Origin of the sequence: Bacillus sp. ES1-5 (assembly GCF_022487605.1) — a bacterium.
In the GTDB taxonomy this organism is placed as follows: Bacteria; Bacillota; Bacilli; order Bacillales; family Bacillaceae_G; genus Bacillus_A; species Bacillus_A wiedmannii.
Genome location: NZ_JAKVPU010000013.1, coordinates 80,887 through 107,432 on the forward strand (window position 1 = coordinate 80,887; position 26,546 = coordinate 107,432).

At 37.3% G+C, this 26,546-nt stretch carries 22 protein-coding genes and 10 tRNA genes; 2 read left to right on the forward strand and 30 right to left on the reverse strand.

Annotated elements, in window-relative coordinates; genetic code table 11:
* Positions 1 to 148: 148 nt before the first annotated feature.
* The 19 genes from MKO96_RS27255 to MKO96_RS27345 all read right to left on the reverse strand — a co-directional run bounded on the left by MKO96_RS27255 (position 149) and on the right by MKO96_RS27345 (position 12,433).
* On the reverse strand, positions 149 to 2,113 hold the full coding sequence (locus tag MKO96_RS27255) for a S9 family peptidase (protein WP_240589243.1): 1,965 nt from the start codon (positions 2,111 to 2,113) through the stop codon (positions 149 to 151).
* Between the two features lie 286 nt (positions 2,114 to 2,399).
* Positions 2,400 to 4,202, reverse strand: a complete 1,803-nt coding sequence (glmS, locus tag MKO96_RS27260; protein WP_087979134.1) for a glutamine--fructose-6-phosphate transaminase (isomerizing) — start codon at positions 4,200 to 4,202, stop codon at positions 2,400 to 2,402.
* A gap of 12 nt (positions 4,203 to 4,214) precedes the next feature.
* Positions 4,215 to 4,400 (reverse strand): hypothetical protein, encoded by a 186-nt coding sequence (locus MKO96_RS27265; protein WP_240589248.1) that lies wholly within the window; start codon positions 4,398 to 4,400, stop codon positions 4,215 to 4,217.
* Positions 4,401 to 4,686: 286 nt separating this feature from the next.
* A complete protein-coding gene (glmM, locus tag MKO96_RS27270) occupies positions 4,687 to 6,033 on the reverse strand; it encodes a phosphoglucosamine mutase (RefSeq protein WP_000521484.1) in 1,347 nt (448 codons plus the stop codon).
* Positions 6,026 to 7,513: a CdaR family protein gene (locus MKO96_RS27275; RefSeq protein WP_240589244.1), complete on the reverse strand. Its 1,488-nt coding sequence runs from the start codon at positions 7,511 to 7,513 to the stop codon at positions 6,026 to 6,028. The genes glmM and MKO96_RS27275 overlap by 8 nt, the downstream gene beginning before the upstream one ends.
* A complete protein-coding gene (cdaA, locus tag MKO96_RS27280; protein ID WP_240589245.1) occupies positions 7,506 to 8,327 on the reverse strand; it encodes a diadenylate cyclase CdaA in 822 nt (273 codons plus the stop codon). Before cdaA ends, MKO96_RS27275 begins: the two co-directional genes overlap by 8 nt.
* A 249-nt stretch (positions 8,328 to 8,576) precedes the next feature.
* Positions 8,577 to 9,470 (reverse strand): arginase, encoded by an 894-nt coding sequence (gene rocF / locus MKO96_RS27285; RefSeq protein ID WP_087979131.1) that lies wholly within the window; start codon positions 9,468 to 9,470, stop codon positions 8,577 to 8,579.
* 210 nt (positions 9,471 to 9,680) lie between these two features.
* Positions 9,681 to 10,826 carry a glycerate kinase gene (locus MKO96_RS27290; RefSeq protein WP_140386634.1) on the reverse strand — a complete coding sequence of 382 codons (1,146 nt, stop codon included), beginning with the start codon at positions 10,824 to 10,826 and terminating at the stop codon, positions 9,681 to 9,683.
* 114 nt (positions 10,827 to 10,940) lie between these two features.
* Positions 10,941 to 11,013 (reverse strand) — tRNA-Ala (locus tag MKO96_RS27295).
* 10 nt (positions 11,014 to 11,023) lie between these two features.
* Positions 11,024 to 11,095, reverse strand: a tRNA-Gly gene (locus tag MKO96_RS27300).
* A gap of 5 nt (positions 11,096 to 11,100) precedes the next feature.
* Positions 11,101 to 11,175, reverse strand: a tRNA-Lys gene (locus tag MKO96_RS27305).
* 5 nt (positions 11,176 to 11,180) lie between these two features.
* Positions 11,181 to 11,255: transfer RNA gene (locus MKO96_RS27310), tRNA-Gln, on the reverse strand.
* Between the two features lie 87 nt (positions 11,256 to 11,342).
* A tRNA-Asp gene (locus MKO96_RS27315) sits at positions 11,343 to 11,418 on the reverse strand.
* Between the two features lie 3 nt (positions 11,419 to 11,421).
* Positions 11,422 to 11,498, reverse strand: a tRNA-Met gene (locus MKO96_RS27320).
* Positions 11,499 to 11,522: 24 nt separating this feature from the next.
* A tRNA-Val gene (locus tag MKO96_RS27325) sits at positions 11,523 to 11,598 on the reverse strand.
* 4 nt (positions 11,599 to 11,602) lie between these two features.
* Positions 11,603 to 11,677, reverse strand: a tRNA-Glu gene (locus MKO96_RS27330).
* 8 nt (positions 11,678 to 11,685) lie between these two features.
* Positions 11,686 to 11,776: transfer RNA gene (locus tag MKO96_RS27335), tRNA-Ser, on the reverse strand.
* 3 nt (positions 11,777 to 11,779) lie between these two features.
* Positions 11,780 to 11,854: transfer RNA gene (locus MKO96_RS27340), tRNA-Asn, on the reverse strand.
* 114 nt (positions 11,855 to 11,968) lie between these two features.
* Positions 11,969 to 12,433, reverse strand: coding sequence for a SprT family protein (locus MKO96_RS27345; RefSeq protein WP_240589200.1), 465 nt, complete (start codon positions 12,431 to 12,433; stop codon positions 11,969 to 11,971).
* A gap of 189 nt (positions 12,434 to 12,622) precedes the next feature.
* On the opposite strand from MKO96_RS27345, the gene cmpA reads away from it, so the two are divergent.
* Complete coding sequence (cmpA, locus tag MKO96_RS27350) at positions 12,623 to 12,739, forward strand: cortex morphogenetic protein CmpA (protein ID WP_001143642.1); 117 nt, start codon at positions 12,623 to 12,625, stop codon at positions 12,737 to 12,739.
* Positions 12,740 to 12,798: 59 nt separating this feature from the next.
* Here the strand turns inward: cmpA and MKO96_RS27355 are convergent, their stop codons facing one another.
* The 6 genes from MKO96_RS27355 to acpS all read right to left on the reverse strand — a co-directional run bounded on the left by MKO96_RS27355 (position 12,799) and on the right by acpS (position 18,742).
* Complete coding sequence (locus MKO96_RS27355) at positions 12,799 to 14,967, reverse strand: Tex family protein (RefSeq protein WP_240589201.1); 2,169 nt, start codon at positions 14,965 to 14,967, stop codon at positions 12,799 to 12,801.
* Between the two features lie 68 nt (positions 14,968 to 15,035).
* A complete protein-coding gene (ndoA, locus tag MKO96_RS27360) occupies positions 15,036 to 15,386 on the reverse strand; it encodes a type II toxin-antitoxin system endoribonuclease NdoA (protein ID WP_000635963.1) in 351 nt (116 codons plus the stop codon).
* A 4-nt stretch (positions 15,387 to 15,390) separates the two neighbouring features.
* The gene (locus MKO96_RS27365; RefSeq protein WP_000004570.1) at positions 15,391 to 15,678 is read right to left on the reverse strand and encodes an antitoxin EndoAI; all 288 of its coding nucleotides are present in this window, start codon (positions 15,676 to 15,678) and stop codon (positions 15,391 to 15,393) included.
* Between the two features lie 309 nt (positions 15,679 to 15,987).
* Positions 15,988 to 17,157: an alanine racemase gene (alr, locus tag MKO96_RS27370; protein ID WP_000390587.1), complete on the reverse strand. Its 1,170-nt coding sequence runs from the start codon at positions 17,155 to 17,157 to the stop codon at positions 15,988 to 15,990.
* A gap of 118 nt (positions 17,158 to 17,275) precedes the next feature.
* Positions 17,276 to 18,226, reverse strand: a complete 951-nt coding sequence (locus MKO96_RS27375; protein WP_140386643.1) for a LolA family protein — start codon at positions 18,224 to 18,226, stop codon at positions 17,276 to 17,278.
* 156 nt (positions 18,227 to 18,382) lie between these two features.
* Positions 18,383 to 18,742 (reverse strand): holo-ACP synthase, encoded by a 360-nt coding sequence (gene acpS / locus MKO96_RS27380; protein ID WP_000635044.1) that lies wholly within the window; start codon positions 18,740 to 18,742, stop codon positions 18,383 to 18,385.
* Between the two features lie 92 nt (positions 18,743 to 18,834).
* Here acpS and MKO96_RS27385 point away from each other — a divergent pair, with 92 nt between their 5' ends.
* Positions 18,835 to 19,407, forward strand: coding sequence for a rhomboid family intramembrane serine protease (locus MKO96_RS27385; protein ID WP_087979187.1), 573 nt, complete (start codon positions 18,835 to 18,837; stop codon positions 19,405 to 19,407).
* On the opposite strand, the gene uvsE is transcribed toward MKO96_RS27385, so the two are convergent.
* The 5 genes from uvsE to MKO96_RS27410 all read right to left on the reverse strand — a co-directional run bounded on the left by uvsE (position 19,400) and on the right by MKO96_RS27410 (position 26,511).
* A complete protein-coding gene (gene uvsE / locus MKO96_RS27390) occupies positions 19,400 to 20,362 on the reverse strand; it encodes a UV DNA damage repair endonuclease UvsE (protein ID WP_087979186.1) in 963 nt (320 codons plus the stop codon). The two genes, MKO96_RS27385 and uvsE, sit on opposite strands and share 8 nt — an antisense overlap.
* Before the next feature lie 93 nt (positions 20,363 to 20,455).
* Positions 20,456 to 22,042, reverse strand: coding sequence for a degradosome RNA helicase CshA (cshA, locus tag MKO96_RS27395; protein WP_000206596.1), 1,587 nt, complete (start codon positions 22,040 to 22,042; stop codon positions 20,456 to 20,458).
* A gap of 305 nt (positions 22,043 to 22,347) precedes the next feature.
* Positions 22,348 to 23,724 carry a UDP-N-acetylmuramoyl-tripeptide--D-alanyl-D-alanine ligase gene (murF, locus tag MKO96_RS27400; protein ID WP_087979185.1) on the reverse strand — a complete coding sequence of 459 codons (1,377 nt, stop codon included), beginning with the start codon at positions 23,722 to 23,724 and terminating at the stop codon, positions 22,348 to 22,350.
* Positions 23,725 to 23,784: 60 nt separating this feature from the next.
* Positions 23,785 to 24,870: a D-alanine--D-alanine ligase gene (locus MKO96_RS27405; RefSeq protein WP_087979184.1), complete on the reverse strand. Its 1,086-nt coding sequence runs from the start codon at positions 24,868 to 24,870 to the stop codon at positions 23,785 to 23,787.
* Between the two features lie 369 nt (positions 24,871 to 25,239).
* Positions 25,240 to 26,511: an MDR family MFS transporter gene (locus MKO96_RS27410; RefSeq protein ID WP_046956658.1), complete on the reverse strand. Its 1,272-nt coding sequence runs from the start codon at positions 26,509 to 26,511 to the stop codon at positions 25,240 to 25,242.
* Positions 26,512 to 26,546 lie beyond the last annotated feature (35 nt).

Below are 26,546 nucleotides of genomic sequence, written 5' to 3' on the forward strand. Positions count from 1 at the left end.
TAGTCCTCCGAATTACGTTTACTTATAATCATTTAAATCTTTTCAATGATAGTTTGCATACAGTTTACAACAAATTATATAATTTGTTGCATCTCTTTTTCAACAATCTAACCCGATTGCACAACGAAAAATCCCTGTGCAGATTCCATTATATAGTACGAAAATCTTTCATACTTTCTCCAAGAATATAGTGTGAAAACCACATCAAATTTTGTTTCATAATAGCCACACCTATTCCTGGCCGATCAGGACTATATGCCATGCCTGTAAATATAATTAATTCTGTATCAACTTCCATATCTCTTAATCCTTCATATAGCTCATATGCATTTGTAGTTGGAATTCTTACATCCTTTTCCCCATGTTGAATTAACGTAGGCGTACAGGCTGATTTAATATATGTCATTGGTGATGTTTTCTTATATATCTCTGGATCATTCCATGGAGAATTTCCTAAATACATTCTAATAAAGTAAGGGATATCTGTATTTACATAATGGGTACCCCAGTTCGTGATTCCGCCCCCAACTGAGATAGCTTTAAATCTATCACTAAATGTAGAACAGAAAGCAGATATATATCCTCCGTTACTCCATCCCATAACTCCTACTCTATCTTTATCTACAATCCCTTTTTCAACTAGTGCATCTACTCCAGATATAACATCATCGTAGTCAGCAAGTCCTTGTTTTCTATAGTTTGCTTTTAAAAATTCATTACCATAACCAGAACTCCCTCTATAGTTTGGCTCTAAAACGATAAAGCCTTTTTCGATAAACTGTTCAATCGGATATTTCTCATTAAAGCAGTCTGAAAATATCGGAAAGGATGCCCAAGATGGACCACCATGGATTACTACTAATAAAGGATATTTTTTATTTGCCTCAAACTCTACTGGGGTTGATAAAACTCCTTCTATTTCCAGTCCATCACTACTTTTCCATGAGATGATTTCCCTATTACTTTTAAGCTTGCCTTCGAAAAAGCTATTTTCATTCGTTATTTTTTTATCATCCAAATAGATTTCAAATGTTTCATTTGTTATAGCCTTAGTATATGTTATATGATTTCCATCCCTTGTTATAGAGGCCTCCATTATAAACCCATCTACTGTTTCGCTTAACATTTCCACAGTGCCATCCTCACATAACAAACCAATACGGTAATTCGTTTTATCCTGCCATCTAATCAAAATCCCTTTAGCCGTCCACTGTAATGGCATAACCGTACTATCAAAATTTGCTAAAGGTTGAATTACTTCTCCCGTATTCATATCATATATCTCTACTGTACTATCTTGTATATGGTTTCTATAGTAATCCTTCTCTCTTATGCTTGCTGCGTAACATATTTTGCTACCCTCAGGAGAAAAGCAAATGCTCCCGCCTAACAACTTATCTATATTCATCTTTTGTAGTTCTCCGGCTTCAACATCTAATATATATAGATCACCATTCATATAATCGTTTAGGCTTGGTGTAGCCATACATACAATCTTTTTCCCATCATTTGAAATATCAAAGTTATGTATATAAAAATCCTTACCGTCCGTTAGTTGATAAACATCGCTAACCTTCCGTTTCTGTTTATCATTTTGTTTCACTTTTTCTATTTCACTGTAGTATAAACAATTATTCTGATGTTCCTTACCTACATGATGGAAATCTCCATATAGTTCCTTACGTTTCTTTATCTCCTCACATTCTTTTGACTGTGCAATATAATAAAAACCTTTACCAGTAGGCTCCCATTTGAATGTATTAACTCCTTCCTTCTCATTCGTAATTTGAACCTCACTACCACCGGCTATGGACTTAACAAAGATCTGATTTGTATTATCCCCGTCACCACCTGGGCTAAGATATGCAATAGTCTTAAAATCTGGAGACCATACTGGATGTGTACTATCTATATCCCCATTTGTTAGTGGGTAACTCTGCTCTTTATCTGTTTCATATATCCATACATGATTTCTATACGTATTGTCTTCCCAGTTAGCGCTCTTCTTAACAAATGCTACGTTTTTGCCATCATCACTTATGTTTGTACTTGATACGGCCGGTAATGAAATAATCTCTTCTATACTTAAATATGTTTTTGTTTTCACTTTCATATAATAAGCCCCCTTGTAATGTCCATGAATCTATCGGCTCTTCTCTTCATAATAAAGAAAATTGTTCACGCATACTTAAAATGATAGTTGAAAATTCAGATAAATAAAAGTATTTTTATTCCAAATCCGATAAAGTAAAACTTTCATTAGTAGGGTGCTATCCACTTAGCAATTTTAGATGTTCTTTTTCGGCACAAAAATACCCCTTTAGATAACATATCTAAAGGGGTACAAATTCGTAAATTTATTTCAAATCCACAACTATATTTATTAACCTACTAATCTCCTACTCAACAGTAACAGACTTAGCTAAGTTACGTGGCTTATCAACGTCACATTCGCGGTGAAGTGCCGCGTAGTATGAGATAAGTTGGAATGGAATAACTGCTACTAGCGGTGCTAGTGCTTCGTGTACAGCTGGTAATACGAAGCTGTCACCTTCCATTTCTAAGCCTTTCATTGAGATGATACATGGGTTAGCTCCGCGTGCTACTACTTCTTTCACGTTACCACGAATTCCAAGGTTTACGTGCTCTTGTGTAGCAAGTGCGATAACTGGTGTACCATTTTCGATTAAGGCGATTGTACCGTGTTTTAATTCTCCTCCAGCAAATCCTTCTGCTTGGATGTAAGAGATTTCTTTTAGCTTTAACGCACCTTCTAATCCTACGTAGAAGTCTACGCTACGTCCGATGAAGAAACAGTTACGAGTTGTTGCTAAAAATTGTTTTGCTAATGCATCCATTTCTTCTTTTTGATCACAAAGTTCTATCATTGCATTTGCTACAAGTCCTAATTCGTGTGTTAAATCGAAATCAAGAACTTCGCCTTTCGCTTTAGCAATGTCCGCAGCTAAAATTGAAAGTACTGCAAGTTGTGCTGTGTACGCTTTCGTTGATGCAACTGCGATTTCTGGTCCCGCGTATAACGGAAGTGTGTAATCAGCTTCACGAGAAAGCGTAGAACCAGGTACGTTTGTAATCGTTAATGCTTTATGACCCATTTCATTTGTTTGCACAAGTACTGCACGGCTATCAGCTGTTTCACCACTTTGTGAAATGTAAATGAAGAATGGTCTTTCTGTTAATAATGGCATGTTATAAGAGAATTCACTTGCTACATGCACTTCAACTGGCATTTTTGCAAACTTCTCGATAAATTGTTTTCCAACAAGACCTGCATGATAACTCGTTCCACATGCAATGATGTAAACACGATCGCTATCTAAAATCGCATTACGGATGTCTTGATCTAATTCAATCTCGCCATTTTCATCTTGATACTTTTGAATTATATTACGGATTACAAGTGGTTGCTCATCGATTTCTTTAAGCATGAAATGAGGGTATGTTCCTTTTTCAATATCACTTGCGTCTAATTCCGCTGTAAACGGTGCACGTTCAATCGTTTCACCTTGTAAGTTTTTAATTGTAATACTTTCTTTCGTTACGATTACGATTTCTTTATCCATTAACTCAATAAATTGATCTGTAACTTGTAACATCGCCATAGCGTCGCTCGCCACAACATTAAAGTTGTCACCAACACCTACTAATAGCGGGCTTTTGTTTTTAGCAACATAAATCATGTTTGGATTTTCAGCATCAAGTAATCCGATCGCATAAGAGCCATGTAAAAGGGATAGCGTATTACGGAACGCTTCTTCTACACTTAGTCCTGTGCTCACTTGTTGTTCCATAAGCTGTACGATAATCTCTGTATCAGTTTCACTTACGAACGTTACATCTTGTAAATATTCTTTTTTCACTAATTCATAGTTTTCAATTACACCGTTATGAACTAGTGTAAAGCGTTTTGATGTACTTTGATGCGGATGCGCGTTTACTTTGCTTGGAACACCATGTGTAGCCCAGCGTGTGTGACCGATCCCCACGCTTGCTGCTACGTTCTCATCTACGATTTCGCGAAGTTTTGCAATACGACCTTTTTCTTTGTATACAACAACACCGTTCCCTGTTTGTACTGCAATACCTGCTGAATCATATCCACGATATTCTAGCTTTTCTAAACCTTTTAATAAAATTTCCTTTGCATCTTGCTCTCCAATAAATCCTACGATTCCACACATGTTTAGTCGCCGTTACAAATGCTTACATTGCTCTGCGAACATGTAACGACATAGTCCGATACCATTTTTATTTATACTAAAAAACGGATTACATATTGCTAGCTCTGTAAGCTTGTAACGGCTTTCACCTTCCTCTCGATTGGGTTTAAGTCCGTATATACTTATACAGCTAGTTTGTATCCGTTCCTTTTCTCTCATCACACTTTCACCTTTGTCCACTAAGTCACCTTAATGATTTAAGTAAAAGCTTGCGGTTGTGATGAACAACCGGGAGTCATCCGCCGAAATCTCGATAAACTCCACCTCGTCAACTACACTACTTGTAGTTCTGGCGCTTCTATAATTTACAACATTTCCTTTGAGAAAAAGAACAAGACCATCTTATAACAAACATAGATAAACCGTCAATGAAATTTTTTTCATCGTCTATAAAACATATGAAAAAGGAGCACTTCTTGTGCTCCCTTTTCATAAATTTATTGAATTATTCAGCGCCAACTTCAGCTTTCACAACTTCTACAATACGATGTACATATGCGTCACAAACTTCTTGTGTTGGTGCTTCTGCCATTACACGAATAAGTGGCTCTGTTCCAGATGGACGAACAAGAATGCGGCCATCACCGTTCATTTCTTCCTCTACAACACGAATAATATCTTTAATTTTTTCATTTTCTAATGCTAGTTTTTTATCTGTTACACGAACGTTTACTAGTAATTGTGGGAATTTTGTCATCTCACCTGCAAGCTCAGATAATGGTTTTTTCGTCATTTTCATGATGTTCACCAATTGAAGTGCACTTAACATTCCATCACCAGTTGTAATGTAATCAAGTAAGATAATATGACCCGATTGTTCTCCACCTAAGTTGTAACCACCACGCTTCATCTCTTCCATTACGTAACGGTCACCAACTGCTGTTTTATCACTTGTGATATTGTTAGCTTCAAGTGCTTTGTAGAAACCTAAGTTACTCATAACAGTTGAAACGACTGTATTATGCTTTAATTGACCAGTTTCTTTCATGTACTTCGCACAAATAAACATAATTTGATCGCCATCAACGATGTTTCCTTTTTCATCTACAGCGATTAAACGGTCACCATCACCATCAAAGGCAAGACCGATATCAGCGCCTTTGTCTTTTACTAATTTAGCTAATACTTCTGGATGCGTAGAACCTACTCCATCGTTAATGTTCATGCCGTTTGGTGAAGTTCCCATCGTTGAAATATCAGCCTCTAAATCCGCGAATAAGTATGGAGCTAAAGAAGACGTAGCACCATGCGCGCAATCTAAAGCGATATGTAAACCAGAGAAATCTTCCTCTACAGTTTGTTTAATATATTGCAAATATTTTTGTCCGCCTTCAAAATAATCACTCACTTGTCCAAGGTTCGTACCTGTTGGACGTGGTAACTCATCAACTTCTTTGTCTAATAAAGCTTCGATTTCTGCTTCTTGCTCATCTGTTAATTTAAAACCGTCTGAACCGAAGAATTTGATTCCGTTATCCTGTACTGGATTATGAGATGCAGAAATCATAACACCTGCTTGTGCATCTAACGCTTTTGTTAAATAAGCAACACCTGGTGTAGAAATAACACCAAGGCGCATTACTTCTGCTCCAGTTGATAATAGACCTGCTACTAAAGCTCCTTCTAACATATGTCCTGATATACGTGTATCACGGCCGATAATTACTTTTGGACGATCTGTATCTTTTGTTAATACATAACCACCAAAACGCCCAATTTTGAACGCTAATTCAGGTGTTAACTCCTGGTTCGCAACCCCACGTACTCCATCTGTACCAAAATATTTACCCATTATGATTCGCTCCTTTTTCTGGCTCTTTTTGATTATCTACTGTTGGCTCTTGACTAGTTTCTTTTTCTTTATCTTTATCTTTTTCTTTATCTTTATTTTGTTCCTGTTCCGTGTCAGGCTTAGGTTCAGGTTCAGGATTTTTTGGTTTTTCAGTTTGATTATCTTGGTTATTATTTGAATCTGGTTTTTCACCGTTACCCTGTACTTCTTTATCTGGATTTTCTTTCTTCACAATTGTGACTTTAGCACTTTTTTGCCTTGGCTCTATTGAAATATTACCAGGACCGCTCACTTGAATAGAAACATCCTTCGTCCCCGGAGATACATTTTGCAGATTAATGGCTGCTGTTATTTGAGCAGCTGTTATTTTATCTACTATACTTGTTTCTCCTGAAATATCAACGCTTATCTTCCCATCTTGCGGCGAAAGTAGCTGGGCCGTAACATCTTTAGAAAGTCCATTTTTTTGAATTGATATACCATCAATCGTTCTTGTTTTCGTTTGTTTTGTTTTTTGCACTCCTACCGAAACCTTCACTTGATTCGGTTTTGCACTTGTTACACCCTTTGGCAATAAAACAGAGGTATCGAATGTTGTAGACTCTGTCAATTGACTAAGATCTACTTCGACCCCCTCTATCGATTGTATATTATCCAAGATATCTTTTGGACCTGCTATCGTTACTTCTCTCGGCTCAATACTAATATTTGTAACGGCCAATCCTTCTGGTAAACTCCCCTTTTTCGTATACGTTACAGGAACAGTTTTTTCAGTATTATTGGCCGTAGCTTGCGTCGCCACATTCAATGTTACACTAATTTTAGATGGACTCGTTCTTACATTTAAACGTTTTCCTTCTTTATTGTATAATGTAACTTCGGCTGTTTTTGTAACAGTTTTATTAACACCTTTTAAATCAATATACGCCTTAGCAGATGAAATACTTTCAATTTCTTCTTTCGTCCCAACTACCTCAACAGTATCAGGTTTAATGTTTGATTTTTCGAGAGTAGAACCCGCTGGCATTTGATCCTCATTTGATAATTTTAAGTCTACATGAACGTATTTTCTCGCTTTTTCATGTAGAGTAATTTTAATTGTTGATGGCTGAACTGTTCCTTTCACATCATCTGGAAGCCCGTTCGTTTTCAAAGAAACTTCATAAGTTCCTTTTTCGCTATCTCTCAAATCAACTGGTATATCAAATTGTTTTTTTGCTTTTGCTGTAGCAACTGCTGCTTTTGGGCCCTCTAACTTCACCTTAACGCCCTCTGACGGAATACCACTTACAATATATTTCTCTTCATCATACTTAAGGTTAATGGCATAATTAGTTAAGGTTTCTTTCGCATCATTTGCGAAAGGTATTATCCCCGATGTCGTATTTTTTTCAGTTAAAGTCGCTGACATAAAAAGCATACACGCCAATAGTAATGAGATCCCTTTTAGAAACCAATGATTCTCCATTAACTTATCCATGACGCTTTCTCCTCCAATTCCATAAAGACGAAGAAGTCGTTTTTTCGCTCGCACTAAATTCAGCTAACAACATATCTTTCAATTGTTCTGTCTTCAAATCACGATGCAACTTACCATTTTTCGTTAAAGAAATTTGGCCAGTTTCTTCCGACACAACTACTGTAATACTATCAGTAACTTCACTAACTCCCATTGCAGCGCGATGCCTAGTTCCTAGTTCCTTAGAGATAAACGGACTTTCCGATAACGGAAGATAACAAGCTGCTGCTTTAATGGTATTTCCTTGCATAATGACCGCTCCATCGTGAAGAGGTGTATTAGGAATGAAAATATTAATAAGTAATTCCGATGATACGTGTGCATTTAGCGGAATACCCGTTTCCACATAATCACCCATACCGGTCTCTTTTGACAGAGTAATTAATGCACCAATTCTACGTTTCCCCATATATTCCGTTGCTTTCGCTATCGCTGTTGCAACGATTTCAGGTTCATCATCCTCATGAGTTCCAACACGCGAAAATAAACTCCCGCGTCCTAGCTGCTCAAGTGCTCTTCGCAATTCTGGCTGGAAAATAATAATAACGGCTAAAAATCCCCACGTTAATACTTGCTCAGTTAGCCAATAAAGCGTATGCAATTCAAGGAAAATACTGATCATCCGAACGACAATAATAACTGTAATCCCTTTTAAAAGTTGAACAGCTTTCGTCCCTCGGATTATGAGAATTAGCTTATATATAATAAACCATACAACGGCAATATCTAATACCGTACTAAGATATTTCAAAATGGTCGTATCTTCAAAAGGCATGCTAACCCTTCCTCCTACTTACGAGCAATTCTATCCATATATTGAAATATTGTTTTATGCTCTATCTGTATGTATTTCCAACAACTAGTTAATTATACCATACATGAAACAAACGACAATTACAAACAACCCCCCTTTAGTCTAAATTGGTAAGATGTCAAACATTATTATCGTACAGTATAATATAAATCATTATTATACGCTTATTTTCAAATAAAAAAAGCAACTTCTCAGTTGCTTTTCTTACATTTATTTTAGTTTTTCACCGAATAAAGAACCCATTAAAGCAACTGCCGTTGTTGCCGTTCTGTTTCTCTCATCTAAAATTGTATTTACTTCAACAAACTCAGCAGATGTAACAATATCAGCCTCTGCTAGCATTTCCATCGCTAAGTGGCTTTCACGATAAGATAGGCCACCAATTACAGGCGTTCCAACTCCTGGTGCATCATGAGGATCAAGACCATCTAAATCTAATGATAAATGTACACCATCAGTATGAGATAAATAAGCGATTGTTTCTTCCATAACAGCCGTCATACCCATACGATCAATCTCGTGCATCGAGAATACTTTAATACCTTCCTCGCGAATAAAGTCTTTTTCTCCTTCATCTAATGCACGTGCACCGATAATTACAACATTCTCTTTTTTCACCTTTGGATATGCCCCGTATAAATCTACAAGCGTTTGATGTCCATACCCTAAACTTGCTGCAAGTGACATACCATGAATATTTCCAGATGGTGAAGTTTCTTCTGTATTTAAGTCACCATGTGCATCATACCAAATAACACCTAAATTTTTATAATGTTTCGCAACACCAGCTAATGTACCAATTGCGATACTATGGTCACCACCTAATACAAGTGGAAAACGTCCCTCTTCTATAATATGATCCACCTTACTTGCTAATTCGTTACATACAGTTGCAACCTGTGTAAGGTTTCGTAAGTTTGTATTTACATCTACTTCTTTTTCTCTCTCTATACATATATCTCCTATATCTTTAACGTCATATCCAATTTCTTCAATTCTTTCAATTACGCCTGCATAACGGATTGCACTCGGCCCCATATCTACCCCGCGACGCATCTGTCCTAAATCCATTGGAACTCCAATAACTGAGATTTCTTTTTTCATAGATAGTATCCCCCTTTTATGCCTTCACTAAATATTTTAAATCTTTTATATAGTCTGACTCAACTCGACATTTTTCTGTATGGATATACAAATTATTCACTTATATTCGCCTTAAAAACTAAATTTCAAGACTATTCTATGTATAAAGTTAACTTAATGAAACAACTACCATCATTATTATTAAATAATAATAAAAAAACACTCCTACATTTAGAAGTGTTTTTCTGATGCTATTTTCCATACTGCGGCAATATTCTTTGCTGTCATTTCGATATTCTCTTCCGCTACTTTATATGCCTCTTCTAATGTCATAGGACTCGCTGTAATACTAAATACTGCATCGATTCCTTTTTCATGAACAGCTAAATAATTCGGAGATACAGATCCTCCAATAGCAATGACAGGAATACGAAAATGCTTTGCACGCTCCGCAACACCTACAGGGGCCTTTCCATATGCTGTTTGTTCATCTATTCTCCCTTCGCCAGTTATAATTAAATCTGCACCTTCTATATGCTTATCAAAATTTGTATAGTCTAATACAATTTCAATTCCTCTCCGCAAACTTCCCTTTAACACTGCAATAACAGCTGCTCCCATTCCTCCTGCGGCTCCTGCGCCAGGTGTTTCAGATACGTCGCAAGATAAGTATTGTTTAAGGATATTCGCATAATGCTTTAAATTCTCATCCAACTCTTTCACCATCTCTGTATCCGCACCCTTTTGCCTCCCAAATACGAAAGATGCTCCCCTTATTCCAACTAACGGATTATCTACATCACATGCTGCTTCTATCTTTATATGCGTTAAGCGTGAATCCATTCGCGAAAAGTCAATGGCGACAATCGAATGTAACGTTCCTCCAGATGGATCTATTACTTCCCCTTTTCCATTTATAAACCTGACCCCTAAAGCTGACAACATACCTGCTCCGCCATCATTTGTAGCACTTCCTCCAAGTCCTAAAATAATGTGCTCAGCTCCTTCGTCTAGCGCATGTAGTATAAGTTCTCCTGTTCCTTTAGTCGTTGTAATAAGTGGATTTCGCTTTTTAACCGGAACATGTTGTAATCCTGATGCTGCTGCCATTTCAATAAACGCTGTCTTTTTATCTTTAGACATACCGTAAAAGGCTTGTATACGTTCTCTAAACGGTCCTGTCACATGAAGGGATATCATTCTTCCATCTGTAGCATCCACAAGTGAATCAACCGTTCCTTCACCTCCATCTCCAATTGGTATTTTTACGTACTCTGCTTTAGGAAAAATTGCTCCAAATCCTCTTTCAATAGCTTCACATACTTTTATAGCTTTTAAGCTTTCTTTATATGAATCAGATGCAATAACAACTTTCACAATTATCCCCATCCTTTATTTTCGCGTTTTCTCCATTTTAAATGACAAATATGAAAGTTGTCTTTTTAAACACAAAAAAAGCTTACATCATATGATGTAAGCTTTTCTATTAGATGGAGCCTAGCGGGATCGAACCGCTGACCTCCTGCGTGCAAGGCAGGCGCTCTCCCAGCTGAGCTAAGGCCCCTTAGTAATGAAGCGGAAGACGGGATTCGAACCCGCGACCCCAACCTTGGCAAGGTTGTATTCTACCACTGAACTACTTCCGCGAAAATGGTGAGCCATGAAGGATTCGAACCTTCGACCCTCTGATTAAAAGTCAGATGCTCTACCAACTGAGCTAATGCTCGTAAATGGCTGGGCTAGCTGGATTCGAACCAGCGCATGACGGAGTCAAAGTCCGTTGCCTTACCGCTTGGCTATAGCCCATCGAAATATTTATCTTCTTTTCAAAGACAAATGTTATTGTAACATAATGTCCAATAAAAAACAACTGCCAAATAGCAGAAGTTAAAATGGCGGTCCCGACCGGGGTCGAACCGGCGATCTCCTGCGTGACAGGCAGGCATGTTAACCACTACACCACGGGACCATTTGGTTGCGGGGACAGGATTTGAACCTGCGACCTTCGGGTTATGAGCCCGACGAGCTACCGTGCTGCTCCACCCCGCGATGATATTACTTATATATTTTATATGGTGGAGGATGACGGGATCGAACCGCCGACCCCCTGCTTGTAAGGCAGGTGCTCTCCCAGCTGAGCTAATCCTCCGAAGTGGTGACCCGTACGGGATTCGAACCCGTGTTACCGCCGTGAAAGGGCGGTGTCTTAACCACTTGACCAACGGGCCAGTATGTATGGCAGAGAAGAAGGGATTCGAACCCTCGCACCGCGTTAGCGATCTACTCCCTTAGCAGGGGAGCCCCTTGAGCCACTTGGGTACTTCTCTGTATGGCTCCGCAGGTAGGACTCGAACCTACGACCGATCGGTTAACAGCCGATAGCTCTACCACTGAGCTACTGCGGAATAATAAAGACAATTTGTATCTTATAAAATTTCTTATCGTAAGTCAAGATGTTTTTTCACAACATCTTGTACAAACGTGACATGTTTATAATATACTGGATTGCGTTTTCACTGTCAAGATGTTTTCTTTATCAGGTTCAGTTTCCCTTTACACTTTCCACAGACATATCTTTTTGTATTTATTTGACGTCTTCTTACATATTGAAGCGAACAGCCCATACATTCATACGTATAAACCTTTTTTTCCTTTTCTTCATTAATTATTCGTTTACAAAAGCGTGGCGCATCAACTTCTTTTAACAATTCACGAAAATCTCTATCCCGGTGCTTATAGCCCCTTCCTGTAATATGCAAGTGATAATGACAAAGCTCATGTTTAATGATTCCAACTAACTCTTCTTTCCCATACATTTCGTAATATCGATAATTCAGTTCAATATTGTGTGTATTCAATAGATAACGCCCACCAGTTGTACGCAACCTACTATTGAACATAGCTTTATGTAAAAATGGCATTCCGAAGTATTGTAGTGATACTTCTTCCACCAGACGCTGTATCTCTTGCTTATCCACTCTCATTCCTCCTAAACTAAAAAATATTTTTACACTTTTCTCCTCCCTTATACATATATTAAATAGTACATATACCCATCCTCATTCAAGAAGCGTGGTTTCTAAAAATATAGCATGAATAGAAATCCACTCACCAACCTCTCATCAATAGTACCTTAGATTGTTGAGAGTAGGATTAAACAAGGAGGGATTCCTATGCCTACGTGGCTAAAAAAACAAATGCAACGCGCATATTTTGAAAAAAACCGGTATCAAATTAAATTACTAAATGAATGCTGGTTTTATTATAGCAAAATACATCAAAGCTCATAATCCATTACACGTTTTATCCCATAAAAAAAGAGAGCAGTTTCATCCGCTCTCTTCTCTTACTATTCTATCGGCAACATAGATAGTGCAACGCGACCTTTTTTCGTATCAATATCATCTACCCATACCTTTACGATTTGTCCGACAGATACAATATCTAACGGATGCTTCACATACTGTTTGCTTAGTTTAGAAATATGTACTAAACCATCTTGTTTTACACCTACATCAACAAAAGCACCAAAATCAACAACGTTACGAACTGTTCCTTCCAGTTCCATACCACGTTTTAAATCTTCTAATTTCAAAATCCCTTTTTTCAGAAGCGGTTTAGGCAACTCATCCCTCATGTCTCGCTCTGGACTAATGAGCGCATCTATAATATCAACTAATGTTGGCTCCCCAACTCCCGTTTCTTGCGATAATTTAGAAATCTCCACTTCTTCTAAGCTCTTTTGTAATTGCAATTGCCCTACGTCATCTTTTGATAACCCTAGACTCTTCAATAACACTTCAACATTTTTATATTGTTCTGGATGAATACCCGTTCGATCTAACGGATTTGCCCCTTCTAATATACGTAAGAAACCTATGCATTGTTCATATGTCTTCGCACCTAGACGCGGTATTTTCTTTAAGTCTGTTCGTTTTGTAAATTTCCCTTCTTCTTCACGCTTTGCCACAATATTTTTCGCAACGGTTTTCGATAAACCCGAAACATATTGCAATAACGCAACTGAGGCTGTATTTACATTCACACCGACTTGGTTAACTGCCGTCTCTACTACAAATGTTAATGATTCATTCAACCTCTTTTGAGATACATCATGTTGGTATTGTCCAACCCCAACTGATTTAGGATCAATCTTCACAAGTTCAGCAAGTGGATCTTGCAGACGTCTCCCAATAGAAACAGCACTTCTTTCTTCAACCTGTAAATTCGGAAATTCCTCACGAGCTAAATCAGAGGCCGAATATACACTCGCACCAGCTTCGTTCACAATAATATAGAAGACTTCTTGTTTCACATTTTGTAATACATCAACTATAAATTCTTCCGATTCTCTAGAAGCTGTACCATTCCCAATCGCAATCATTTCAACTTGATATTTATCTATAATAGAAAGAACTTTCGTTTTTGCATCTTCATATTTACGAACAGGTGGATGCGGATAAATAACATCAATATATAGAACCTTCCCCGTATCATCTACAACAGCTAATTTACAACCCGTTCTATATGCAGGATCTACAGCTAACACAACCTTTCCTTTCATTGGAGGTTGTAATAACAAATTACGTAAGTTCTCAGAGAAAATATGTATCGCTTGTTCCTCAGCGGTTTCTGTTAATTCTTTTCGAATCTCTCTTTCAATGGAGGATTGAATTAATCGTTTATAACCATCCTCAATTGCTAACTTTACATAATGTGCACTTTTAGAATCGTTATCACGAATTACTCTCTTATATAAGAAAGTTACTATCTCATCTACTGGTGGAACAACAGAAACTCTCAATATAGCTTCTTTCTCACCGCGATTCATCGCTAATACACGATGCGGTACTACTTTCTGCAACGGTTCTTCATAACTGTAATACATTTCATATATATTCTTTTCATCTTTCTCTTCATCTTTTACGGACGAAGACATAACACCTTTTCTAAAAGTAACATTCCGAATCCAACTACGATAAGCTGCTTCATCTGAAATGATTTCTGCAATAATGTCTTGGGCACCTTGTAATGCTTCTTCTGCAGATTGCACTTCTTTCTCTGCGTTAATAAACTCCATTGCCTTCTGATTTGGATCTTCTTTCTTATATAACAATAACCATTCAGCTAACGGCTCTAGTCCTTTTTCTTTTGCAATCGTTGCTTTCGTTCTTCTTTTCTCTTTATATGGACGATATAAATCTTCTACTTCTTGCAACTTTACAGCTTTAACAATTTGCTGACGTAACTCTCCTGTCAGTTTCCCCTTCTCATCAATAAGACGAAGAACCTCTTCTTTCCTATCTTCAAGCTGCATCATATATTGCCATCTCTCTAAAATTGTACGAATTTGCACCTCATCTAAAGAGCCTGTCCATTCTTTTCGGTAACGAGCAATAAATGGAACTGTGTTACCTTCTTCTGTTAATTGAATAACATGACGAACTTGCTTTTCGGTAAAGCCTAATTCCTTCACTAACATTTTCATTAACGCTTGTCGATTATCTACCATTTCCATATACAACCGTAACCTCCTCTATAATAAAAAAAAGTTGCCCTGTAAAGAGAGCAACTTAAACTGCCGATTTAAAAATCTATTAGTCCTAAACTAATTTGTAGCGCTTCATCTACACGAATCATCATCACTTCATCTAAGTGAGTGATTTTGTCCGTTAAGCGCTGCTTATCGATTGTTCGAATCTGCTCAAGTAAAATAACAGAATCTCTCTCAAAACCATACTTTTTCGCATCAATTTCCACATGAGTGGGTAATTTAGCTTTTTGAATCTGTGCAGTAATAGCCGCTACAATCACCGTTGGACTAAAACGATTTCCGATGTCATTTTGAATGACAAGAACCGGACGAACGCCTCCTTGCTCAGAACCAACAACTGGGGAAAGGTCTGCAAAATACACGTCGCCGCGTTTTACAATCAAAATATTACCCCCCGCTAACTAAGCGTTCTACTGTATGAGCTGCTTCATACTCTGCTAAGAAAGCTTCCGATGCAATACCAAGATTAATTTTTCCCATTTCAATGTACCCACGTCGCATTGATTCATGTTGGTAGCGTTTCTTCGTCTTATGTTGACGCAATAACAGTTGTGTTGCCTGGCAAATTAGTTCATGGCGATTCTTATTCTCTTGTTTTCCAATTCCGTCCAATTCCGTTACCATTTGCTTTGGCAACCGAACCACGATTTCAGTAGTTACACTTGATTCGGACACAAAAATACACCTCCACCGTCAACTACACACCCAAATATATATATGACACCTATTGTAATAATACCATTGTATGGGGCCTGTTGCAAAGACTTCCTTATTCCTTGCTTATGTTTTCCAATTCACAAACAAAACATTCATATTCTTTTATTTTTATCTTATTACAAACAAGAAACGAAAGAGTTTCCCAGCAAAATTCACTTTAAATTATGTTAAAAGTAATGATAAGTAAAAAGCTTCTCATCAAAAATGAGCTTATTCTTAACCAATGAACAGTCCTCTCAAATGACAAGAAGCAAATCATACTACCTTCTATATATTGTTCAAATAATTGATTACTTCTACAACCTTGCCGTGCCGTATGAATATTCTCGGCACACGGAAGCTTATCGTTGCAATAATTTCATAATTAATAGTCCCAGAATATTCAGCAACCTCAGTAGCACTAATATACTCATCACCTTGTTTTCCAATGAGTGTAACTTTCGTACCAAGCGGTACTTCACAAGGAAGGTGTATCATGAATTGATCCATTGTTACTCGACCTACAATCGGTACCCTTTTACCATTTATAAGCACTTCGAACCCTTGTAATCTTCTAAGCCATCCATCTGCATATCCAATCGCAACAGTTGCAATCCATTCCTCCGTCTTCGTTCGGTAAGTGACGTTATAACTAATCCCATCCCCTTTAATCACCTGTTTAATATGAGCAACTTTCGTATGCAGTGATAGCGCTGGTTCTAATTTAAACGGTAAAAAAGGGCGTATTTCTACAGACGGGGATAACCCATACATCGCAATGCCAATTCGTACTGCATTAAATGTAATCCCTTGAAAACGTAGCGTTGCAGCACTATTAGCTGTATGGACAAATTTAGGATCCACTCCGAACTCTTTCAACCAACTTAACTGCTGCAAAAATGTGTTATATTGCTTATCAAAGTAAGAAGTCTCCACCTCATCCGCTGTTGCAAAATGTGTATAAACTCCTTCTAATTCTAAAAATGGCGCACCTTCTAAACTCTTTAAAAATCCTTTTAATTCTTTTCGTTCGCGTATTCCAATTCTTCCCATACCACTATCGAAATTAATATGGTATTTCATTGTAGATGAACCATCCCAAAGTTTGATCGCTTCATCCACCCATTCTTTTTGAAAAACAGTTAACGCTACATCATTTTCAGCAGCTACATTGACATCACGAGGCGGGGAAGGACCTAACACTAAAATCGGCACAGTAATACCAGCCCTTCGAAGCACTAGAGCTTCATCTAAAAAAGCAACCGCTAACCTTGTCGCCCCTGCTTCTAATGCCGTTTTAGCTACCGGTACATAATCGTGTCCATATGCATTCGCTTTGACTACAGCAAAAATCTCTACATCACTTGGAATGAAATCTTTAATGTGTGTAATATTGTTATAGATCGCATCTAAATCCACTTCCACCCAAGTGTCACGGTAAAATGGTGCTTCTTCCATAAATACACTTCCTTATACACGATATGCGAAGCTTATTCTTTTATATGCTTCTTTTATGAAATCCACCCTTCAAACTAAGAAAAGACGTGGTGCACATATATCACCACGTCTAAGAAGTTTACTTCACTTGCTTCTCTGTAACTGAACGAGCAACCATTAATAGCTCCTTCGGCTCTAAACCTTTAGACACGAGCATATATTCTACTCCGTTATGCGACCACGTTAAAGAATCTTTCGTCAATGCCCCAATTGTAAAGCCAAGATCAACCAATTCTCCGCTCACACTTATCGCTGACGAAGCCTCTGCAACTTTTGCCTTTTCTTGTATCAAAGTAAAGGATTTCTTACTTCCAGTGTATGTGAGTATCGCACGCTTGCCACTGTCTGTCTTCAACTCTTTTTCATCTTTCAAAACCATACCTTGCGGCGTATCACGCGGATACAAAATAGCAAATGGTTTGTCTTCTTTCGCTGCTGTTTGAACATCTACTTGCGCCCTAGACATATTTTGTTTCGTATCAAATGCACCTTTATCAAATTTCGCATCAAATTTCACTTTTGAGAAATCTACTTTCACAAGAACATTTTGATCATTATCCATTAACTTCACCGAAACTGGTGTTAAATCACTTTTCTTCAATGTAATCTCTTGTTTCGGCAACATGTTTTGATGTTGATAGTTTGTTTTTGTTTTAAAAATATAATACTTATCTGTTTTTTCAAAAGTAAGGTTTTTCTTATCCTGTAAAATATCTCTCACAAGGGATTCATATAAGTAAGCCTGGCTACTATTTTGCGGCCAATCACTTTGGAAACGGAAACTCTTATTAAGTGCTGGCGTTAATACAAATACCCCTTCTTCATTTCTTAAAATAATTTGGCTTTGATCTTTTTTCGCATTCTGCAAATTCACACGATAAAAAGAAGGTTCCTTATGCCATATTTCTACCTTGTACTCCTGAGGCTCATTCCCTGTTTTAATAGATAATTTTGCTTCAGCTTGATAACTTTTCATCCCTTTTACTTTCGCCTCTAAATCTCTCACAACATCATCTTGTTTCTTTTCCATACAACCCGCCAACACAAAAACGGTTAATAAACCGACAAGAACTAAAAACAGACGCCTTTTCATCACTTCAGCCCCTTTGCCCCTATAAATGAATGGAAGATGTACCTTCCTTATCGCTACATCAAATATATGAGACAAAGATATAAAATATGCAGACTAGCGTGACGAGCTTTCTAAAACAACTTGAGCAACAGCAAATTCCTTACTATGACTAATTGATAAATGAACAATATGCTCTGTACTTGTAACGAGAATCGGCTTACCTCTATCATCATTCCTTACTTCAATATCTAAAAAACTTACTTCTTTTCCAATACCAGTTCCTACCGCTTTTGAATACGCCTCTTTCGCTGCAAATCTTCCAGCTACAAACTCTGTAAGGCGACTTCCCTTCAGCTCCTTAGCAACATTACGTTCACTTTCAGTTAAAATACGCTCCATAAATTTAAGTTTTCCATCTAGCATTTTTTCAATTCGATTCAATTCAATAATATCGATTCCAATCCCTACAATCATTTCAAAATCCCCTTCTTCTATTTAGCTTTCTTTTTTCATATTGTAAGAATAACAGAGAATCTTTCTGATGCAAAAGGAGTGATACTCACAACATGCTAATACCTTCTGCCCGCATTTCCTTACAACCAATCGTCATCGCTTTACTTCTCATACAATTAGTCATGATTATGTCAAGCGACTTCCTTCTTTTTCCTATGGCATCCTACAATGAATATATCGCTAAAGGAGAATGGTGGCGTCTCATAACTTCCTTACTTGTACATGTAGACTTACAACATTTCCTTTCTAATAGTATTTGTTTATTTGTGCTTGGCTCTTCTATTGAAAAACAACTAGGACACTTTTCTTTCATCATTATTTTTTTCCTTTCTGGTATTCTTGGAAATATTTCTTCTTATCTCATTATGCCTCTTGAATATATTCATGCCGGGGCATCTGGTGGTATTTTCGGATTGCTAGGTGCACAATTATTTCTATTGTATAGTCGATATCGTTCTCCCAATCCAAGAGACATCGCTATTTTTTCAATCATGATATGTATATTACTACTATTCACTTTCTTCAATCCCTCTGCTAACCCTATAAGCCATTTAACAGGATTAATCATTGGCGGTATTTGCACCCCTTTATTAACAAAAAAATCCGATGGTGCAGAGCTTATTTAATATAAAAGCTCGCACCATCGACAATTTCTACATCTGTTTGTTTACTTAAATCTCTCATTAATTGAAATAAAGACTCATCCTTCTTCTTCGCCTCAATCATACAATCAATTTGCGAAACACTTCCCTTTATCTTTTTTAAAAAAGATAAAAAAGTATCTACATTAATAAAGTCCGCATGTGCTCTCGGGTCTTTTCCCTCTCTAGGACTAGAAATGTGCATTTTCACTGGTAACAAAGACGATTCCCACGTATGTACAACACGCGCCCAATCTTCATGCCAATCTTCTCGATCATTATTCATCATATGGTGATGCAAATCAAACACGACTGGAACATCTAATTTTTCACCTAAATACAATGTTTCTTCTAAAGAAAAAGTCGTATCATCATTTTCTAATATGATCATCTCTTGGATACTTCTTGGAACACTTGACCAATTTTCTATAAATCGTTCTAATGCGAGTTCCTTATCGTTATAACCTCCACCCACATGTAATACGCATCGTTGCTTATGTGCAATTCCCATACCTTTTAATAATTTTTTATGCATCTGCAATGTCTTTACAGATTGTTTAAAAATATTCTTCTCAGGTGAATTCAGCACAACAAAATGATCTGGATGAAAATCAATACGCATATTCATTCGAATAGCGTAATCACCTAGCACTTTTAAATTTTCTTTCAAGGGGCGAATATAGTTCCACTCTAACAACTCCTCATGATTCGCCAAAGGAACAAGTTTGGAACTAAGCCGAAAGAAAGATATATCATGCCCTTTATTATGCTTTAATAACCGTAAACAATTTTCTAAATTCGAATTAGCAATTCTTTCGAGTTTACGAATTGCAGCCTCCCGATCATCAATTCGTTGAAACTGCGCATATGTCATCGTTTGAGATGGAGATGCATTCTTTAAATGTACACTCATCGCAACATACCCAAGTCTTACAAGCATGTAACACCTCTTTTCTACACAAGTTATTATGTAGTATGTACAATTACAGAAATAAAAAAAGAGAATGCCAACAAAGGGCATTCTCTTTTTTTATTAAGCTTGTGGACGGCTATGATGTTTTCTTTCGCCACGTCCATTTGAAGATCCAGGGCGACCTTGACCTTCACCTTTACGACCACGGCTACCACCATCACGATTGCGATCACGGTTACGGCCATCGCCACCACGGCTACCACCATCACGATTGCGATCACGGTTACGACCATCGCCACCGCCGCGTCCGTCACGACTACGATTACGGTTACCATCACGGTATCCGCCTCCGTTACCGCCGCGTTTTTTAGAACCGCCACCTCTTGAAACAACTGGTGGTTCTGACGTTAAAGCGATTGGAGTTGTATCTGGCTCTTTTGTCATCATTTTTAAAGCAGCAGCTACTACTGTTACAGAATCATTCTCTTCTAACATTTCTTCTGCAATACGCTTGTAGTATGATAAATTATCATTTTCAATTGTGCTTTGAAGTTTTTCAGCGATTAAACGTTGTTGACCTTCTAATGCCTCGTCAAGTGTCGGTGCTTCCATACGATCAACTTTACGTTTTGTAGTGCGCTCGATATTTTTTAATTGTCCTGATTCACGTGGTGTTACAAATAACATTGCAATACCTTTTTTACCTGCACGGCCAGTACGACCGATACGGTGAACGTATGATTCTGGATCTTGTGGGATATCGAAGTTATATACATGTGTTACGCCTGAAATATCAAGACCACGTGCAGCAACGTCTGTTGCAACAAGAACTTCAATAGCACCTTCTTTAAATTTACGTAATACAGACATACGCTTCGCTTGTGTTAAGTCACCGTGAATACCTTCTGCTGCATAACCACGTAAGTTTAATGCTTCTGATAATTCATCAACACGACGCTTTGTACGACCGAATACGATTGCAAGCTCTGGAGATTGAATATCTAATAAGCGTGTTAACACGTCAAACTTTTTCTTTTCTTGCACTTCTAAATAGAACTGCTGAATGTTTGGCATTGTTACTTCTTTTGCTTTTACTTTAATGTGTTGAGGCTCAGTCATGAAACGCTCAGCAATACGACGGATTGGATCTGGCATTGTCGCTGAGAATAATAATGTTTGATGTGTATCTGGCACATCTGTTAAAATCGCTTCAATATCTTCAATGAAGCCCATGTTTAACATTTCATCCGCTTCGTCAAGAACAACTGTCTCTACGTTTTGTAAGCGAAGTGTTTTACGGTTAATATGATCTAAAATACGACCCGGCGTACCAACAATAATGTGTGGGTGTTTTTTTAGAGCACGAATTTGGCGGTTAATATCTTGACCACCATAGATTGGTAAAATACGAACGCGTTTATGTTTACCAATTTTGTACAGCTCTTCTCCAACTTGAATTGCTAATTCACGCGTTGGCGCGATAACAATACCTTGAACTGCTTCTTTATTTGTATCCACTTTATCTAATAGTGGTAATCCGAATGCTGCTGTTTTCCCTGTACCTGTTTGCGCTTGCCCAATAATATCCTTACCTTGCAATGCATGTGGAATTGTTTCAGCTTGAATCGGCGTAGCCTCTTCAAAGCCCATACTTTCAACAGATTGTAGTAAAGACTCACTTAATCCTAATTCTCGAAATGTTGTCAATGTTACTTCTCCTTTTCTATCCTATACTTATCATTTAAAAAAAGGCGTTTTCCGAATTTGCGGAAAAGCCCTTTTCCTGAATGCTCACGTATATAAACGGGCGTATATTCTTCGCGAAAATACTTCTAAACGTTATTACACTTTATCAATTATAAGTTTTGTATGTGCAAAAAGCAAACCCAACTGTTACCTTATTTTCATATTCAGAGTTTTTTTCTTCACTTTTATTTTTTTATATTTACTGTAAGCGCTTATTATAAGTTTCTTCTATTTTCGCATCTATCATCCCTATTTATATACACCAATTATTTCAACATCGTAATTACTTCTTCCAATTTCATGCCGCGAGATGCTTTTATTAATACAACATCTTTCACATCAACTACTGCTTGTAACTCTTTTACTAGCTCTTCTTTATTATCATACGCTTTTACACGCTCAATAGGGAAATTAATTTTCGCTCCTTCAGCAATTTGAGCCCCTAATTTACCATACGTGAACACATATGCAATTTTTGCTGGATCGATTAATTTACCGACTTCATAATGAAACTGTACTTCTTGATTTCCAAGCTCTAACATATCACCGAGTACAACGATCTTCTTAGCAAATCCATCTAAACCGTTCATTAAGTGGAATGCTGCTTCCATAGCTGTCGGACTTGCATTATAAGCATCATTAATAATTGTTAATCCACTATCCGTTTTTACAATTTCCATACGCATGCCCGTCATTTGAAGTGTTACTAAACCTTGTTTCATTTCTTCCCATGTTACACCAAAATGTTTCGCAATTGCCATTGAAGCAAGCGTATTATACACATTATGTTTCCCCAATACTGGTAAGTAGAATGAAATATTTTCATCTCTATTCATTTTAAAATGTGTCCCAGTCGCCTGTAATGCTACAGTAGTTGGATAATAATCATTTGCTCTAGCATCACCAAATGTAACTGTTTCAGCTATTAAATTCATTTCAGGAACACGATTTGTTAATAATGGCTCATCTCCGTTATATACGAATACTCCACCTTCTTGTAATCCTGTCACAATTTCTAATTTCGCTTCAGCAATTGCTTCACGAGAGCCTAAATCCATTAAATGTGCCTCACCGATGTTCGTAATGATAGCTGCATTTGGACGTGCTAACTTAGATAAGAATTCAATTTCTCCTCGGCTCGACATACCCATCTCTAATACAGCTACTTCTGTATTTTCTTCTAAGTTTAAAATAGTAAGAGGTAACCCAATATGGTTATTGAAGTTTCCTTCTGTTTTTTGAACTTTGAATTTAGTCGAAAGAAGACTTGTTACAATATCTTTTGTAGATGTTTTACCATTACTCCCTGTCACACCAATAACTTTCACATCCAATTGATCGCGATAGTTTTTCGCTAACATTTGTAATGCCGATAGCGTGTCTTCTACAAAAATAACGGGAAGATTCTCAGGTGGATTTGCTACATCTTTCATCCATAATGTCGCCACAGCTCCATTTTCAACGGCTTTATCTACAAAAGCGTGTCCATCGAAACGTTCACCTTGAATCGGAACATATAGGTTGCCTTTTTCGATTTTTCTCGTATCAATAGACACTCCTTGTATAGTAATTCCCTCATATTGCTCTGCTAATCCCGTACCATTTACCATCTGTTCTACTTGTTTTAACGTTCGATTTATCATGAGAACACTCCTTACATAGAGGAAGCACTATTCCTGCGAATAGTGCTTCCTCCTTTTTTGTTAGATTGTATATTTAATTTTTTGTTTTTCTTCGTGACGCTCAATCGCTAAACGAATTAGCTCTTCAATTAATTCCGGATACGGTAATCCAGTATGTTGCCATAGTAGAGGGAACATACTAAACGGCGTAAACCCTGGCATCGTATTCACTTCGTTAATATATACTTCTCCATCTTTCGTTAAGAAGAAATCAGCTCTTGTTAAGCCAGCACTATCTAACGATTGGAATGCAATAATCGCATCTCGCTTAATGACATTAGACTCTTCTTCTGTCATTTCAGCTGGAATAATTAACGCTGTATCACCATCGATATATTTCGACTTATAATCATAGAAGTCCTTTTTCGGTACGATTTCACCTACAACTGAACATTTCGGTTCATCATTACCTAGTACACCAACTTCTACTTCACGTCCAACGATATTTTCTTCTACAATAATTTTACGGTCAAATTGGAATGCCTCTTCAAATGCATTCTCAAGCTCTTCACGATTTTTACACTTATTAATACCAACACTTGAACCAAGGTTTGCTGGTTTTACGAAGCAAGGATATCCTAAAACTTCTTCTACTTTTTCATATGCTGTTTCACAATCTTTTTCCCATGCACTACGAATAAACGATGCATACTTCGCTTGTTTCAATCCAGCTTCTGCGAAGATGTTTTTCATAACAACTTTATCCATACCAGCAGCAGATGCTAGAACACCATTTCCTACATAAGGAATGTTCATTAATTCTAATAATCCTTGAACCGTTCCATCTTCACCATTTGGTCCATGTAATAATGGGAAAATAACGTCGATAGCATTTTCCTCAGAAGCTGCAGATGGAATGATTTCTGTGCTTAATGATAACGGAGAAATCGCATTTTCTGCGTCGCTCATTTTTAGAACTTCAACATCTGTTACTTCACCTTCAATACGCTCACCGCGCACCCATTGACCTTGTTCTGTAATATAAATTGGATGAATCTCGAATTTATCTTGATTTAATGCTTTAATAGCAGCAAGAGCCGTTTGTAGCGAAACTTGATGCTCAGCTGATTTTCCACCATATAATAAACCTAATTTAATTTTTGTCACTGAAATCACCCTAACCAATTGTTTTCATTTTTCTATTTTAGCACTTTTTATAAAAATAGGTAGTTCCTATTTGAAATAAAATGTAACTTCCACAAATAATTAAATGACACCACTTATTGGTTTTCTATACTTTTTCTACTTAACTTTCTTCATAAATATACAAAATTAAATTCTAAAATACAGTGAAACTTTAATTAACGAGGGGCCATCCCCACTAATTATCAGCCCGCACCAATCGGGCAGTTATCTCCCGCCGAATTTTGAGGTGGAAGTCTTACTGCCCACAAATAGCGGGATAAAATTGCAATCCAATCTAGTTATGTACCTAAAATATGTAGAAATCCCCTTTTTGTGTATGTCATCTACTCATTAAGAAGATTGTTTGGTCAGTGTGCCTTTTTGCCTTTGCTCAACGAGACGATCTAAAGAAACATATACAATACCTGCAACTACACATCCTACAGCTAAAATTGTAAATAGAAAGTGGCCAAGTAATCGATCCAATAAAAAACCGCCAAGAAGTGGACCAAATGCGCCTCCTGTAATCCACTGCAAACTGGCAGCTCCCATATAAGTCCCTCTCAAGTGCTCAGGGGCCAAATTCGCTACAAACGTCATCTGTACAGGCGACATAATCATCTCACCTAACGTATATATGGCATAAACGAACAGCAACGTTATTAAAATAATCGTAGCATTTGCATCAAATTCTCCAAACCACTTCGGTAACCATCCTATAAAGAACAAACCAACTCCGAACAAACATGCACCATATAACATCGTCTTTCCGACAGGTTTATCTGTGGCCCATTTTGAAATTTGAAATTGGAACAACACAACTAATAGTCCATTTAAAGCCATTAAATATGGATATGGATTGTTAGTTCCAAAAATGCCTTTCATTTCATTATCAAAGTGCAGCGGCAACATGCCTTCTGTTTGAGAAAATCCCATCGAAATAATGATACCTGCTAACAAATAAATCATTAGTGCCTTATCTCTCATTACAATTTTCCAAACCGCCCCTGATTCCTTTTCTTTATTCTCTTCTTTATTCGCACTCTTTGGCATTGTCTCTTGAATAAGAATGAATACAAGTAATGCATAAAATAACATCGTAGACGAGGCAATAATAAACACAAGGTTCTTTGACAACATAACTACTGAAGCACCCATTATCGGGCCAATTGCAGCACCTATATTGTGCCCCATTCGTAATAAACCATATGCTTCTGTTCTTTTTTCAGGTGCCGTTACATCCGCAACCATTGCTGATGCAGCGGGATGGAATAATGAATTACTGAGCCCTAAAAAAATAGATAAAATAGCATAAGGAATAAATCCTTCTATAAATAAAAAACCTAGCATGAACAAAGCATTACTCACCATTGAAAAAATCATTATTGGCTTTCTTCCATATATATCAGCAATCCTCCCACCAAGAAGAGAACCGAAACTTGCGGCAATCGGAGAAAGTGCCATAATAACCCCTACTTCCAATAACGAATCCACCTTATCTTTTAAATATAGGGCAAAAAAAGGCATCAACATCATCATTGCAATTCCATTTAACGTTTCGCCAATAAACCGAATCCATATGTTTCGGTCCATCTCCCTTAACTCACGCCACGTATTTTTCATACATTCCCCCCCTCAGTTCCCCAACAATTATATTA